The sequence below is a fragment of the Desertivirga arenae genome (genome assembly GCF_017355785.1).
Classification (GTDB): domain Bacteria; phylum Bacteroidota; class Bacteroidia; order Sphingobacteriales; family Sphingobacteriaceae; genus Desertivirga; species Desertivirga arenae.
In genome coordinates, this window is the sequence record NZ_JAFEWE010000001.1 from 832,223 (window position 1) to 846,893 (window position 14,671).

Genomic DNA, 14,671 nt, shown 5'->3' on the forward strand with positions numbered 1-14,671 from the left:
GGGTTTTCCACAGGTGTTAAATTCTACTGTGGGTAATCGGCTTTATTTTACTGTTAACTTCGCGACAATCAATAAGATATGCTAAAGAAATACGCACTTACTATAATATTACTTCAATCTTTAGTACTTAGCTCAAAGGCGCAGACCACCGAATGGTATACGTTAAATAATGCCTATAAGAGCGGAGTTGAGCTTTTTGAAAAACGGAAATTCGTTGCTGCAAGCGAACAGTTTAGCCGGGTTGAAGATTACCATACTATCCCCTCTACTCAACCCGTAGATAACCGACAGGTTTCTGTTCTTAAAGAAAGTGCTCAATTCTATATTGCCCGATGTGCCCTGGAACTTGGTAATACTAATGCTGAGGCACTGTTTCTGAAATTTATCCGGGAATACCCTACAAGTGCCCTTACCAAATCAGCCTACCTACAGCTAGGTAATTTCTACTTTGAAAAAAAGAATTATGAAAAAGCTTTAGATTGGTATAAAGAGATTGATGCTAACAGTCTTACTGCGAACGAAAGCGAAGAATATCGGTTTAAACTGGCTTATTCCTATTTTACCTTAAAGAAGTATACAGATGCTGAGCCTTTATTTGCAAAGTTAAAAGACGAAAAAGGGCCTTATAACGAATCCTCTATCTACTATTTCGCTTATCTAAATTATCTGGATGCAGACTACACTACTGCCTTGAGAGAATTTGAAAGATTACAGGGAAGTACCACCTACAAAGCGAGTTATCCTTATTATATATCCGCACTATATTTCCTCAACAAGCGCTACGATGATGTAATCAGCTATACGATTCCGGCGATCGAATCAATAGATCAGCAGTTTAAAGCTGAAATGTATCGAATTGTGGCAGCTACATATTTTGCAAAGGCTGATTATAAGAACTCAATTAGCTACTATCAAAGGTTCCAAAATCTTGATAAAGGAGCTATCCAGAATAATCAGGATGATTACCAGATGGGATATGCCTACCTGAAGCTTGGAGATCACAAAAAGGCAATAAAAGAACTTGAAAAACTTTCCACTACGGATGTATTCTATCAAAGCGGAATGATCACATTGGGAGAAGCTTTTATAAAAGACGGGAACAAACAAAGTGCAAGAAACGCATTTTTTAGGGCATCTAAACTCGACTTTGATCCACGCTTGAAAGAAGAAGGACTATTCAATTATGCAAAACTGTCTTATGAATTGGAGTTCCATTCCGTTGCTTTAGATGCCGTTCAGGAATTTATAAAGACCTATCCAAAGTCTACAAGAATAAATGAGGCTAAAACTTTACTAGGACAAGTTTTACTTTCAACGAAGAACTATAAAGATGCTGTCTTCATCCTCGAGACGATCAATAATAAGAATGCTGAAACAAGAGGAGTATACCAGAGAGTGACCTATTTTCGAGGACTGGAGTTCTATAACGAAAGAGCCTTCGAAAATGCGATATCAATGTTCATCCGTTCTCAGAATAGTGCTGTAGATGATGAAATTGAAGCATTAGCTACATACTGGCTTGCTGAAGCTATGTTTGAGGTAAGAAAGTATGGTGAATCTGTCGGCCAATTTGAGAAATTCCTGGGAATGCAGGCTGCGCGTAATACTGACGTTTATAATTACGCTAATTATGCACTTGGTTACTCAGCTTTTCAAAATGACAATTATAGCAAGGCGGCTACCTACTTCGAACGTTTTATTATTGGCGATGATAAAGATCGCAATACCATAAATGATGCTACCCTTCGACTCGCAGATTCTTATTTCGTAATTAAGAACTATGACAAGGCTATGCAGCAATACAATAAGATCATTACCTGGAATGGTAAAGGCCAAGACTATGCACTTTTTCAGCGCGGCATGATCCAGGGTCTGCAGGGATCAAATGATCTGAAGATCGCAACACATCAGTCGCTATTGAAACAATTCCCTAACTCTAATTATGCAGATGATGCAGGTTTTGAGATGGCATATACTTATTTCGTTAAAGGAGACTACGATAAAGCCCGTACTGATTTAACAAATTTAGTTGAGAAGTATCCAAGAAGCAGCTATGTCCCTAGAGCTCTTGTTACCATTGGATTAGTTAACTACAACCAGGATAAGGATGAGGAAGCTCTAACCTACTTCAAACGTGTTGTTCAGGATTATTCAACTACAGACGAAGCTAAAATTGCGTTAGAGTCAATAAAGAACATCTACCTTGATAAAGGAAATGCTGATGAATTCCTGAACTATGCAAACTCAACAAGTATAGGAAACCTAAGTACAGCAGAACAGGATAACATTACATTCCAGGCGGCTAATAATCGTTTTCTTAAGGGTGAATACCAAGGGGCTTACGAAGCCATAAATGCGTATTTTGATAAATTCAAGAATCCAATTCACGAGAAACATGCGAAGTTTATCAGGGCTGAGAGCTTAGTAAAGCTTAATCGTCCCGATGAAGCGATCCCTGATTACAATGTGATATTGAATGACTGGACCAGTGAGTTCACAGAGAGAGCTTTGATCAGTGTTTCTCAGCTTTATTTGAAACAAAAGAAATACAATGAAGCGGTTGCTTCTCTTAAAAAACTTGAATTAACCTCAGAGTACAAAGCAAACTATAGCTATGCTGTTAATAATCTGATGGAAGCATACTATAACATGGGAATGAGCGATGAGACTCTGAAGTATGTTGAGCTGATCAGAGCTTTCGATAAGGCTTCCACAGAAGACAAATACAGAGCTACTCTTTATTCAGGAAAGGCGCACATGTTAAAAGGCGACACCACAACAGCTTATAAGGAATTTCAGGAGGTGTCAACTAAAACTACCACTGCATCCGGAGCAGAAGCCAAATATATGGTTGCTTTTGTTCAGCACCAGAATGGAGAGTATAAGGCTTCAGAGAAGACGATATATGAATTAAGCAATAAAATGCCTTCTCATGATTACTGGGTAGCAAAAGGCTTTTTGCTCTTGGCGGATAATTTCGTAGCCTTAAAAGATTCATTCTCTGCAAAAGCTACACTTCAAAGTTTAATTGACAACTATGAGGGTAACGATGAAATTATTCCTACAGCTAAAGAAAAACTTAGCCAGTTAAACTCTAAGAAATAAGACAATGAAGTTTAGATATCTATCATATACCTTTTTCAGCCTGGTTTTAACTGTTGCAGCTAATGCTCAAACAAAACCAACTCAAGAAAACAAACCGTCTACGGAGAAAAAACCGACGACAAATACACCGCCAGAAAAAAAACCTTCTACAGAGCCTGCAAAGGGAACACTAACGGAAGAAATAGATGTTGTAAGACCTTACAAACCTGTTTTAGCAGATGCTGCGAAGATCAGGAGAAGTCCGGATTTGAATAACTACAAGGTGTTTAAACCAAACTTGAGTTATCTCGTATTGGATAAGAGACTGGAATTGAATAGTGACATTACGCAGTTACAGGCACAACCTCTCCAGCAGGCAGCCCCTCTTCCCTTTGAGAATAACTATGCAAAAGCTGGGATAGGAAATTATTCATCGACGCTGGGAGAGGTATACCTAAACAACGGACCTGATGAGGCGCTCCAGTTAGGCTTTTTTGCAAAACACCTTGCCCAAAGTGGATCGCTGAACAAACAGAACTATTCAAGGCAGCAAGCTGCCTTGTTTGGTAAAAGCATTCAGGAGAAGATCACAATCAATGGAGAGCTGAATTTCGACAGATTAGGATCCTATTTTTATGGAGTCAACCCCGAGATGGCCGACCAGAATCTGGATCCAAGGAAACAGCGTTTTGGTACGGTAGGACTGAAAGGGGAATTACTGAAAAACTACGACCCTGAAAGCACTCTTGACTATGCGGTAAAGGCTGACGCCTATACCCTAAGCAGCAAGTACAATTCAAAAGAAACCAGTTTTGCGCTGAGTGGATTCTTTAACGGGGTATGGAAACAGTTCAACCTTGGAGTTAACAGCTCTCTCGACTTTACCAGCACTAAGGATTCTTTAAATATTGGTAATCATATTTTCCGAGCGAACCCGTATATCAAGTTCCAGGGAAAAAACTATAAACTTTCATTAGGACTAAACTTCGTACAAGAATTCGGAACGGAGGCAAATACTAACCTCTTCCCTATCGCAACAGCAGAGCTTCCTTTAGTTCCTCAGTATGCTACTATTTTTGGTGGTTATACTGGAGATGTTCTTAAATCTTCTCTCCGGGGTTTCGCTTTCGAAAATCCATATTTGGCAAAGAGCATTATCAATAATGCCGTTGAGAAGTCCAACTTATACGGAGGGGTGAAAGGTAACGCAGGAGCGGGATTCTCTTTTAAAGGGATGGTTTATTTTAAAACCATTGAGGATATGCCTCTCTATGTAAATAGCAAATATGGATTTGAACGTTTTGAACTAGCTTACGATAAGGCAAAGGTAGTAGGCCTGGAAGGAGAAGTAAATGTAAAAGCATCTGAAACTTTAACCTGGACAGGTAAGATAGAGGCTAATAAATACAACATGACAGATCAGGCGGAAGCTTGGTTGAAGCCTGGTTTAAAATTGTATTCAAACTTTCGTTTATCTCTCAAAAAGAAATTTATAATTGACGGAGAGGTTGTTTATACGGGAGACAGAGATGCCTTCACCTATGACTATTCAAAAGGTATTCCCGCAAGTATTGAAAATTCAAGAGTGGTTGCAGTAAAAAGCTACCTTGATCTGAGCGGCGGTGCAGAATACCTCGTTAAGAATAAACTAGGAGTATTTTTAAAGGTGAATAACTTGTTCGGCAACAAATACCAGCAATACTTATACTATCCAAAATTAGGATTTAATGTAATTGGTGGGTTGAATTATTCATTCTGATAGTTTTGGCCTAATTATTTTTTCGTTTAATTTTACCCAGATGGATGTTGGTGTTTATGTAGCCGAATTACTTCAGAGGATTGATGAGGTAAGTCTCTCTGGAATTGGTACATTTTATAAAAAAAGAACTTCGGCTTATCATGACAATAAGCAAGGGATCTTTTTTCCCCCATCGGAAGAGTACGCATTTGATCCAGCACGCCAGGACTCTGGTTTTGCTCTAGTGGAGTATGTGTGTGCAGTTCGTAATATTTCCGAACCTTCAGCTCGTTATTTTATTGAAAAATATATAGACTCGATAAAGCAGTCCATACAGATAAAGGGCTATGCCACTATTGATTCTCTGGGGAAGTTACGATCATCTAATAACAGCTATATTCTTGAGCCGGCCGAGTTTGCAAATAGCTCAATCAGCTACGGATTGATCCCGGTAATGGAAATAGAACGAAAAGCTAAAAAGATCAATAATTCGAACGAACCTGACTTTTCTGCGATTCGAATTAAGTCCCCCGCACCAACTGTACAAGATGCTCCTCCTCAGGCTGTGCATAAAGAGAGCAAAGAGCCTCAGGAAAAATCGAATAAGTCTGCAATTCTTATTGTAATTACTTTTCTTGCTCTGGGCGCTGCCCTTGTGGCTGGTTATTTCCTATACCCTAAATTCTTCCGGCAAAAAGATCAGAACACTGTAATTGTTCCTGTTACAAAAACTACTAATCCGCCTCAGAGGAAATTGGACTCTGCACAAACTGCATCAAATAAAGAACTTGTAAACTCTGAGGCCGCTGCCGATAGCTTATTCGAAAATAGCATGACGCAGCTAAATCAAGAAAAGGGTATAACAGTAGAAAAACCAAGAGACACCGTGGTTATCACTACTAAAACTACCCCTTTAAGGAAAACAAAAGATTCAACTTCGACAGCAGTCCTTCCACCTTCGCCATCTTCTGCTATAAAGTTTGAAGTAATTGTGGCGGCATTTAATAAACAATCAGAAGCAGAGGACTACATCTCTCAATTGAGAAAGAAAGGGATTGATGCCAAAGTTGTAAACGATATTAGAAAACCGAAATTTAAAATAAGCACAGGTACTTTCGCGAACGAAGAATCCGCACAAAAAGAGAGACGCCGTCTTCGTGAGACTAAAATAGGTCAGGATGCCTGGGTTTTTACCGTTAAAAACAAATAAACACACATGATTCTACTACAAGATACTGTTTTACCAGATACCGTTGCCAGGGCAACGCAAGCAGTACAGACAACGCAAGACCTACGTTTTATTGATCTATTAGTAAAGGGTGGATGGGTAATGATTCCTCTTGGAATCCTTTTGTTCCTTGCCTTAGTGATCTTTATAGAGCGCTATCTCACTATAAGGAAAGCGGCTAAAGATGAAGCCAATTTGTTAGTTCAGGTTAAACAGCATATTCTTTCTGGCAATCTTGATTCAGCTACCGCTATTTGTCGCAACAGTAATTCTCCCTTAGGCAGGATGCTACAAAAAGGTCTTTTACGAATAGGGAGACCAATAAAAGACATCGAGGGGGCTATTGAAAACATTGGAAAACTTGAAGTATCTAAACTGGAAAAGAATGTAAGTATTCTGGGTATTGTTGCTGGTATTGCTCCAATGCTCGGCTTCGTAGGTACTATCGCTGGTGTGATCCGTATCTTTTATAATATTGCACAGACTGATAATATCAGTATGGGGCTTATCGCTGATGGTCTATATCAAAAGATGATCACTTCCGCTGCTGGTTTAATGATTGGTATATTAGCTTATGTTGGCTATCATGTGCTAAACATTATGGTTGACAAGGTAATTTTGAAGCTAGAGACTGATGCTGTTGAATTTATTGATCTGCTGGAACAACCAGGTAGATAAAACATGAATAAGTCTCAGTTTTAACAAATTAATTTATGGAATTTGCCAGATCTTGAATCTGAATAATAAAAGGTCTGGCAGGTGAACAAACAGCTTAAATAGCAACAATGAACTTAAGAAGAAGAAATCGTCCTCATGCAGAAGTTCATACTTCGGCAATGAATGACATCATGTTTTTCCTGATGCTGTTTTTTCTTATTGCTTCAACTGTAACAAATCCTAACGTAATAAAACTAATGCTGCCAAAGTCTGCTTCGGGACAATCAGTTTCTAAAAAAACCGTTAGTATAGCAATAAATCAGAACTTAGAATACTTCCTTGATAAGCAGCCTGTAAAGCTGGAAGAGATCCAGCCGAAACTCGCTTCTTATCTGCAACAAGCTAAAGAGCTTACAATTGTTCTTTCTGTTGATAGAACAGTAGCAATACAAGATGTAGTAGCAATTATGGACATTGCGAACAAAATGGGAATTAAACTTGTACTGGCAACAGAACCGAAATAGAGCGTTATGCAGTACCGTGAAGAAAATAATTATCCAAAAGCGCTCCTCTTCTCCGGGGGCGCAATGATCCTATTTTTAGTGATCAGTTATCTGATTACATTTGGAACAAATCTTCCGATAGAGGAAGTGGGTACAGGTGGCATTGTTGTAAATTACGGTACGTCGGAAACAGGAATGGGAGACGACCTTATGAGTGTTGAAGAACCTTCTGTTGCTCCAAACGCAAATAATACAGCACCCGATAAAATTGTAACTTCAGAGCCTACAGAAAGTACGCCAACAACCGAAGCGACCGACAAAACTGTAGTTACCCAGGATATCGAAGATGCCCCTGTTGTAGCCACTGCTAAAAAAACAACAAGCTCTACTCCTACCGCCTCTACGCCAGCGAAAGAATCAAAACCAAGTGTTAATCCTAATGCCTTGTATAAAGGTAAAAGGAATGACGGAAATGGCGGGGGCGATGGAAATGATGGCACTCCAGGCAACAAAGGAGATGTAGACGGAGATCCGATGGCAAGTAATTATGGCAAAGGTGGTTCGGGTTTTGGCAATACACAATTATCATTAGTTGGAAGAAAATTTGTAAGCGTTCCTCGGATATCTGACGATGGACAAAGTTCGGGAAAGGTTGCAGTAGAAATTCGAGTGGACAAAAATGGTACGGTAGTTTTTGCTCGTGGAGGAGTACGTGGGACAACAATATCTGATAAAGATCTTTGGGCTAAATGTGAACAAGCAGTAAGAGGTGCCAGCCTTAACCGTCTTGAATCGGCTCCAGATGTCCAAATAGGTACCGTTATTTTTAACTTCAAAGTAGATTAGTCTTTTTCATCCTTGATGACATATACTGATACGATCGATTACCTTTATTCCAGATTGCCAATGTTTACTAAAATAGGCGCATCTGCAATAAAGAAAGATCTTACCAACACTCTAGCACTTTGTAAAGTGCTGGGAAATCCATATAAAAAATTTAAGACGATTCACATTGCAGGAACAAATGGGAAAGGCTCAGTTTCTCATATGCTGGCCGCCATCCTCGAGGTAGCAGGGTATAAGACTGGACTTTATACATCTCCTCACCTCAGGGACTTCAGGGAAAGGATCCGTATTAACGGAGAAATGATCCCAGAGGAGGATGTTGTGAAATTTGTTACTTCCCAACAAGGGTCTATTGAGGCTATCGAGCCCTCTTTTTTTGAAGTTACGGTAGCGATGGCATTTGATTATTTTGCATCTCAGCGGGTAGACATAGCGGTAATAGAAACAGGTTTGGGTGGACGTTTAGATTCTACAAATGTAATTACACCAATTCTCTCCGTAATCACCAATATTGGTTACGATCACATGAATATTCTCGGAGATACTTTGAAGGAAATCGCTTCAGAAAAAGCAGGTATTATCAAATCAACAGTTCCGGTAGTAATAAGTGAACGGCAGGAAGAAATAGAGGAGGTCTTTCTAAACAAAGCGAAAGATACAGATTCGGAACTGCATTTTGGCTCAGATGAATGGGCTATTACAGAATTGGAATCAGATGCAAGAATTAAAAAAATTGAAGCAATTTCCTTGCCTGGAAAGCTTGAGCACTTACAAATAGAATTAGATTTAACTGGTACCTATCAATTAAAGAATATAAAAGGAGTTTTAAGCAGTGTCTCCATACTAAGAACTCAAGGATTAGAAATCCGAACCGAGCATATTAAGCAAGCTTTGAAAACTGTGCAAGAAATAACGGGCTTGCAAGGACGATGGCAGACCATTGGAAGAGACCCTTTAATAATTTGTGATACAGGTCATAATGAAGACGGAATTAGGGAGGTTCTGAAGAACATTAATACTATTTCTTTTACCAACCTTCACATGGTAATCGGAATGGTGAAGGATAAAGATAGTTCAACAGTACTGTCTCTGTTGCCTAAAGACGCTATCTACTATTTCTGTGCACCGGAACTTCCGCGAGCTAAACCGGCAGACGAACTAGCCTCTGAAGCCTCTAAGCTTAATTTAAAAGGAGAAGTTTTTTCATCGGTAAAAGATGCTTTAGCTACAGCAAAACAACGAGCAGAGAAAAATGACCTTGTTTTTGTTGGTGGCAGTACCTTCGTAGTTGCAGAAGTAATCTAAAGCCGAAATAAAATCATTCTCAAGCAGAAATAAAGAAGGATGAAGGTGTTTTATTACTTAAAACAAAAACCTTTCTAAGAAATACCAGAAAGAAAGGATATTATTAGGTTAGAGAACCTTCATACAAATTCGAGACCAAATTTACATTCATAAAAAAGGGAGGTCTCACACCTCCCTTTCATTATTACTAGTTTATCTCTTAAACTTTGGGTTCCTGCTGACTTAAACAATGGAAGCTTCCTAGCCCCCAGATAATATCTGTTGAATCAATCCCTACCACTTGTCTCTCTGGGAAACAGCTGCTAATGATATCTAATGCCTGATCATCAAATTTTGAACGATAAGTTGGTACAACTACATGTGCATTGCTAATGTAGAAATTTGCATAAGAAGCTGGCAAACGCATTTCGTCATAAACAACCTCTTCTGGCATTGGAAGTTCAATTACGTTTAATTGCTTACCATTCAACAAACGCATGGAGCTCAAGGCCTTGGCATTCTGTTGAAGAAGCTCATAGTTGTCATCGTTCACATTTGTTTCAACAACTGAGAGAACCGTATCTTCATTAACGAAGCGAATAGTATCATCGATATGACCGTCTGTATCATCTCCAACTATACCTTCCTCCACCCAAAGCACCTGATCGATACCATAATAATCTGACAAGTATTTTTCAATCTGACCTTGATTGAGATGAGGATTACGATTTTGGTTTAATAAACAACATGTTGAGGTTAAAACAGTTCCTTTACCATTGAACTCCACGGACCCACCTTCCATTACAATACCAGGATTAAAAACAGGTAAATTGAAATGTTTACCAATTAAAGTTGGGATAACATCATCAAGATCGAATGGAGGATATTTTCCACCCCAGGCATTATATCCCCAGTCAACAATTACCTTCTTAATATCTGCGTTTGGATTTATCAAGAATGCCGGACCGTGGTCCCGACACCAGGCGTCATTTGTTGGATGGAAATAAAATTCCACTTTGCTGAGATCAACACCTGCAATTTGAAGATGTGTGATAGCTGAACTCTTTAGAGCTTCGTCAGCAACATTAATTCTTACAATTTCACTTTGAGTAAGAATTTTTATAAACTGACTATAATTTGCATATATACTATCAAGCTTTCCAGGCCAGCTTGCTTCCTTATGAGGCCAACTTAGCCAGGTTGCTTCGTGTTGAGCAAATTCTGCCGGAAAATAGTATCCAAGATCTTTTGGCTTCTGTACAGCAGTAAAGTCCGGAAATCCGGAAGTTTGAGCACTTATCATCAATTGTAATTCTTTGAAAAATTAATCCTCGTCTATATATCGCTTGGTGATTGGCGCATAGGAATCAATTCTTCTGTCGCGTAGGAAAGGCCAATGAGTACGGTAACGATCAGATTTTGCAAGATCTAGCTCCTGAACTATCAACTCCTCTTCGGTGTGAGAGGCTTGATAAAGAACAGTTCCGAAAGGATTTGCGACAAAAGAACCTCCCCAGAACTTCATTGGACCTTCATCCCCTATTCTGTTCACACTTACAACATGTACTCCATTAGCAACTGCATGGCTCCGTTGTATGGTTTGCCAAGCATTATATTGTTCGGTATTAGTATCCACCTCTTGAGAGGATGCCCATCCAATGGCAGTTGGATAAAATAAGATCTCCGCTCCCATTAATGATGTAATACGAGCGGCTTCAGGATACCATTGATCCCAACATATAAGCACTCCTATGGTTGCAAACCTTGTTTTGAAAACTTTATAACCTAAATCACCAGGTGTAAAGTAAAACTTCTCATAATATCCAGGATCATCAGGTATATGCATCTTTCTGTACTTGCCTAAGTAAGAACCGTCTGCATCCAGAACAGCCGTCGTGTTATGATAGAGACCTTCTGCACGTTTCTCAAAAAGGGAAGCAATTATAACTACTCCCAGCTCCTTTGCAACGGCACTTAAGGCATCTGTAGAAGGGCCTGGGATGGCTTCCGCTAAGTTGAAATTATCATAATCTTCTACATCACAGAAGTACAATGATGTAAAAAGTTCCTGTAAACAAACGATCTGAGCCCCTTTAGCTGCTATCTCTCTAACTTTAGAGATGGCTTTCTCAAGGTTTTCTTGTTTGTCAGCTGTGCATGAGGTTTGCACAAGTCCCACTTTAACACTTTTCATTTACTTATAATTTCAAATTGGACGCAAAAATAGCCATATGATACGAAAGGGCCCTAACAAAGTTTTAGGTTTTTTGTTAAAGAAATAACACAATTCCTTGAGATATTTGTTAAAACATCTCTCTAAACAAAACTTATGATGACTGGGGAAACAGAAACTAATCCTAAATTATCCAAAGACGAGTTCTTCAAAGAGGAAATAAAAAAAGTTTCCGACTTTAAATTCGGCTCGAAAGTAGCTGGCGTCTTTGACGACATGGTAAGCCGTTCAGTTCCTTATTACGGGGAAATGCAGCGAATGATTGCTGAGTTATCAGCTGATCATGCTTTAGAAGGTACAAACGTTTATGACCTTGGCTGTTCTACCGGAACTACTATGATTGGTATGAATACCATGGTCCCTGACAATATTCGTTTTGTGGGAATTGACGAATCTCAGGACATGCTGAACAAGTGTGATCAGAAGCTAAAAGAAGCTGGATTTACAAGACCTTACGATCTTGTAGCAGCCAATATGCATGAAGACTTTAAAGTTGAAAACGCTTCTGTTGCGGTTTTATGCCTTACTCTTCAATTTATTCGTCCTATTTGCCGGGAGAAAGTTCTTAAAAAGGTATTTGATGGACTAGTTCCTGGTGGAGTACTTATTCTGGTAGAGAAAATCCTTGCTGAAGAAAGTTTATTCAACAGAAACTTTATAAAGTATTATTACGACATGAAGCGTCGCAACAATTATAGTGAAATGGAAATTTCGCAGAAGAGAGAAGCATTGGAAAATGTGTTGATCCCTTATAAATCCAGCGAGAATACTTTAATGCTGCGCGATGCTGGCTTCGCACATTGTGAGGTATTTTTCAAATGGTATAATTTCACAGGCATTATTGCTGTTAAAAATTAACAATGATTAGCATAGGTAACTTCTTCTTCAAATACAGGAATTTTCTTTTTATTTTCCTCTACCTCGCCCTATTCCTTCCTTCTCCCAAAATATTTACTGAGAACAATTTCGGCAGTAATTACTACATCTGGCCAATAACCATAGGGCTAATTGTAACTGTACTTGGTCAATTGATAAGAGGTCTTACTATCGGACTTGCTTACATTGTCCGGGGAGGTAAAGACAAAAAGGTTTATGCAGAAAATCTGGTAACGGAGGGTATCTTTAACCATTGCCGTAATCCCTTATATGTAGGAAATATCTTGATGCTCTTAGGAGTCGGTATTTTATCAAACTCCCTCATATTCATGGGAATTTTGATGCCCCTATTTTTATTTATTTATCAGGCAATTGTATTGGCTGAAGAAAACTTCTTGAGAAACAAATTCGGTTCTCAATTTGATTCCTATTGCAGCCGTGTTAGTCGTTGGGGTATTAGTCTGAAAGGTATTTCACAAACTTTCGCCAGCATGGATTTCCATGGTAGACGCTGGATATCCAAAGAATATAACACGCAGTTCGTCTGGCTTACCGGAATTGTACTGCTTCTCCTAGTCAACTATCCAGATGTTATCAGTACAGATACAGAGCTTAGAAACAAGATCGTTGCCGGGATCCTGATCCTATTAGTTATTGCGTATTTTACCGTGAGATCGTTAAAAAAATCAGGAAAATTAAAAGATAAGGTAGAGCACGCATAACTAGTTAGGAAATGACCTTTAATATAAAAAAACCGGCAAATGCCGGTTTCTTTATGCTCCATTTTTATCTAAGTCTTTCCTCCAGAAGTAGTAAATCGGCAGACCAATTAAAACGATACCTAAGCCTGGCCATGTATACTCGGGTTTGAACTTTATTAACAAAATACAGAAAGCTAAGCCCATTATGATGTACAAAGCTGGCAAAACCGGATATCCAAATGCCTTGTAAGGACGCTCTGCTTCTGGTCGTGATTTTCTTAATATGTAAACCCCAAGGATAGTAAGGATGTAAAAAATAACGACAACAAATGAGACCATATCCAGCAGGTCACCATATTTACCGCTTAAGCTTAATATACAAGCAACGATACACTGAACCCATAATGCGAATTCAGGTACTGCGTTTTTATTAAGTTCGGCAGTTCTCTTAAAGAATAAGCCATCTTTCGCCATGGTATAATACACTCGTGCTCCTGACAAGATCAGGCCATTATTACAGCCAAAGGTTGAGACCATTATCATGATAGCGATGATCTTAGTTCCTATTCCGCCGAAAATAACTGATGAAGCAGCTACAGCTACTCTATCCTTTTCAGCAGTTGCAATATCATGAAGTGGGAGCACCGAAACATAAATCACGTTCGCAAGTACATAGATTACTGTAACAATGAACGTTCCCAGGAAAAGACTTAAGCCGATATTGCGCTTTGGATTAACTACCTCGCCAGCTATAAACGTTACGTTATTCCAGGCATCACTACTAAAAATAGAACCAACCATGGCAGCAGCGACAGCGCCAAGAGCAGCAACTAAAGTATAATTTTCAATAGATGAATCTTTATTAAGCTTATGAATATCCCAGGCGTTTTCACAGTTAGCATTCCAGATCTCCGCTTTATAGGCAATAAAACCAAAAGCTATTAAGCCAAAAAGACTAAGCAATTTAGCCAGAGTAAAAGTCGTTTGTATCCATTTACCTGTTTTAACTCCTTTGGTATTTGTGTAAGTAAGAAAAGTAATAATAACAATTGAAAGGAGCTGAGCTGCCGAAACTTTGAAATAACCAAAGTCGGCAAGAACATTATCTTCACTTACCGCTGGAATGAGATAAGCAGTGAACTTAGAAAAAGCTACCCCTACTGCCGCGATAGTTCCAGTTTGGATAACTGTAAAAAAACTCCATCCATAAAGAAAGCCGACCAGGGGATTATATGCCTCCTTTAGATAGACGTACTGCCCTCCAGCCTTTGGAAACATACCACTTAATTCTCCATAGCTCAAAGCAGCCGTTAAAGTCATGAAGCCAGTGATCAACCAAATTGCAATAAGCCAGCCAGCCGAACCAACATTTCTTGTTATATCTGCACTAACGATAAAGATACCCGAACCGATCATGCTTCCAGCTACTAATAATGTAGCGTCAAGCAAACCGAGTTCACGTTTCATTGTTACATTTTCCTGAAGTTCTCCCATGAATAGTTAAAAAGAAATTTCACTAAT

At 39.0% G+C, this 14,671-nt stretch carries 12 protein-coding genes; 9 read left to right on the forward strand and 3 right to left on the reverse strand.

Going from position 1 to position 14,671, the window contains the following annotated elements; translation table 11 throughout:
• The first annotated feature begins 78 nt into the window (after positions 1-78).
• The 7 genes from J4N24_RS03240 to J4N24_RS03270 all read left to right on the forward strand — a co-directional run bounded on the left by J4N24_RS03240 (position 79) and on the right by J4N24_RS03270 (position 9,361).
• Positions 79-3,105 carry a tetratricopeptide repeat protein gene (locus J4N24_RS03240; protein WP_207532188.1) on the forward strand — a complete coding sequence of 1,009 codons (3,027 nt, stop codon included), beginning with the start codon at positions 79-81 and terminating at the stop codon, positions 3,103-3,105.
• Between the two features lie 4 nt (positions 3,106-3,109).
• Entirely contained in the window at positions 3,110-4,843 is a 1,734-nt protein-coding gene (locus tag J4N24_RS03245) for a TonB-dependent receptor (protein WP_207532189.1), read from the forward strand.
• Between the two features lie 40 nt (positions 4,844-4,883).
• Positions 4,884-6,032, forward strand: coding sequence for an SPOR domain-containing protein (locus J4N24_RS03250; protein WP_207532190.1), 1,149 nt, complete (start codon positions 4,884-4,886; stop codon positions 6,030-6,032).
• Positions 6,033-6,038: 6 nt separating this feature from the next.
• On the forward strand, positions 6,039-6,728 hold the full coding sequence (locus tag J4N24_RS03255) for a MotA/TolQ/ExbB proton channel family protein (RefSeq protein ID WP_207532191.1): 690 nt from the start codon (positions 6,039-6,041) through the stop codon (positions 6,726-6,728).
• A gap of 107 nt (positions 6,729-6,835) precedes the next feature.
• A complete protein-coding gene (locus tag J4N24_RS03260; protein ID WP_207532192.1) occupies positions 6,836-7,231 on the forward strand; it encodes an ExbD/TolR family protein in 396 nt (131 codons plus the stop codon).
• Positions 7,232-7,237: 6 nt separating this feature from the next.
• Positions 7,238-8,056, forward strand: coding sequence for an energy transducer TonB (locus J4N24_RS03265; RefSeq protein ID WP_207532193.1), 819 nt, complete (start codon positions 7,238-7,240; stop codon positions 8,054-8,056).
• A gap of 15 nt (positions 8,057-8,071) precedes the next feature.
• Complete coding sequence (locus J4N24_RS03270) at positions 8,072-9,361, forward strand: bifunctional folylpolyglutamate synthase/dihydrofolate synthase (protein ID WP_207532365.1); 1,290 nt, start codon at positions 8,072-8,074, stop codon at positions 9,359-9,361.
• A 199-nt stretch (positions 9,362-9,560) separates the two neighbouring features.
• On the opposite strand, the gene J4N24_RS03275 is transcribed toward J4N24_RS03270, so the two are convergent.
• Both J4N24_RS03275 and J4N24_RS03280 read right to left on the reverse strand, forming a co-directional pair.
• Complete coding sequence (locus tag J4N24_RS03275) at positions 9,561-10,643, reverse strand: agmatine deiminase family protein (protein WP_207532194.1); 1,083 nt, start codon at positions 10,641-10,643, stop codon at positions 9,561-9,563.
• A gap of 21 nt (positions 10,644-10,664) precedes the next feature.
• Positions 10,665-11,534 (reverse strand): carbon-nitrogen hydrolase, encoded by an 870-nt coding sequence (locus J4N24_RS03280; protein WP_207532195.1) that lies wholly within the window; start codon positions 11,532-11,534, stop codon positions 10,665-10,667.
• A gap of 135 nt (positions 11,535-11,669) precedes the next feature.
• Here J4N24_RS03280 and cmoA point away from each other — a divergent pair, with 135 nt between their 5' ends.
• Together cmoA and J4N24_RS03290 are read left to right on the forward strand one after the other, a co-directional pair.
• Positions 11,670-12,431, forward strand: coding sequence for a carboxy-S-adenosyl-L-methionine synthase CmoA (gene cmoA, locus J4N24_RS03285; RefSeq protein WP_207532196.1), 762 nt, complete (start codon positions 11,670-11,672; stop codon positions 12,429-12,431).
• A gap of 2 nt (positions 12,432-12,433) precedes the next feature.
• On the forward strand, positions 12,434-13,171 hold the full coding sequence (locus J4N24_RS03290) for a methyltransferase family protein (RefSeq protein ID WP_207532197.1): 738 nt from the start codon (positions 12,434-12,436) through the stop codon (positions 13,169-13,171).
• 51 nt (positions 13,172-13,222) lie between these two features.
• Here the strand turns inward: J4N24_RS03290 and J4N24_RS03295 are convergent, their stop codons facing one another.
• Positions 13,223-14,617 (reverse strand): APC family permease, encoded by a 1,395-nt coding sequence (locus tag J4N24_RS03295; protein WP_207532198.1) that lies wholly within the window; start codon positions 14,615-14,617, stop codon positions 13,223-13,225.
• Between the last annotated feature and the right edge of the window lie 54 nt (positions 14,618-14,671).

Coding starts and splice junctions, on each gene's coding strand:
- J4N24_RS03240 (WP_207532188.1), top strand. CDS start 79: ATGCTAAAGAAATACGCACTTACTATAATATTACTTCAATCTTTAGTA.
- J4N24_RS03245 (WP_207532189.1), top strand. CDS start 3,110: ATGAAGTTTAGATATCTATCATATACCTTTTTCAGCCTGGTTTTAACT.
- J4N24_RS03250 (WP_207532190.1), top strand. CDS start 4,884: ATGGATGTTGGTGTTTATGTAGCCGAATTACTTCAGAGGATTGATGAG.
- J4N24_RS03255 (WP_207532191.1), top strand. CDS start 6,039: ATGATTCTACTACAAGATACTGTTTTACCAGATACCGTTGCCAGGGCA.
- J4N24_RS03260 (WP_207532192.1), top strand. CDS start 6,836: ATGAACTTAAGAAGAAGAAATCGTCCTCATGCAGAAGTTCATACTTCG.
- J4N24_RS03265 (WP_207532193.1), top strand. CDS start 7,238: ATGCAGTACCGTGAAGAAAATAATTATCCAAAAGCGCTCCTCTTCTCC.
- J4N24_RS03270 (WP_207532365.1), top strand. CDS start 8,072: ATGACATATACTGATACGATCGATTACCTTTATTCCAGATTGCCAATG.
- J4N24_RS03275 (WP_207532194.1), bottom strand. CDS start 10,643: ATGATAAGTGCTCAAACTTCCGGATTTCCGGACTTTACTGCTGTACAG.
- J4N24_RS03280 (WP_207532195.1), bottom strand. CDS start 11,534: ATGAAAAGTGTTAAAGTGGGACTTGTGCAAACCTCATGCACAGCTGAC.
- cmoA (WP_207532196.1), top strand. CDS start 11,670: ATGATGACTGGGGAAACAGAAACTAATCCTAAATTATCCAAAGACGAG.
- J4N24_RS03290 (WP_207532197.1), top strand. CDS start 12,434: ATGATTAGCATAGGTAACTTCTTCTTCAAATACAGGAATTTTCTTTTT.
- J4N24_RS03295 (WP_207532198.1), bottom strand. CDS start 14,617: ATGAAACGTGAACTCGGTTTGCTTGACGCTACATTATTAGTAGCTGGA.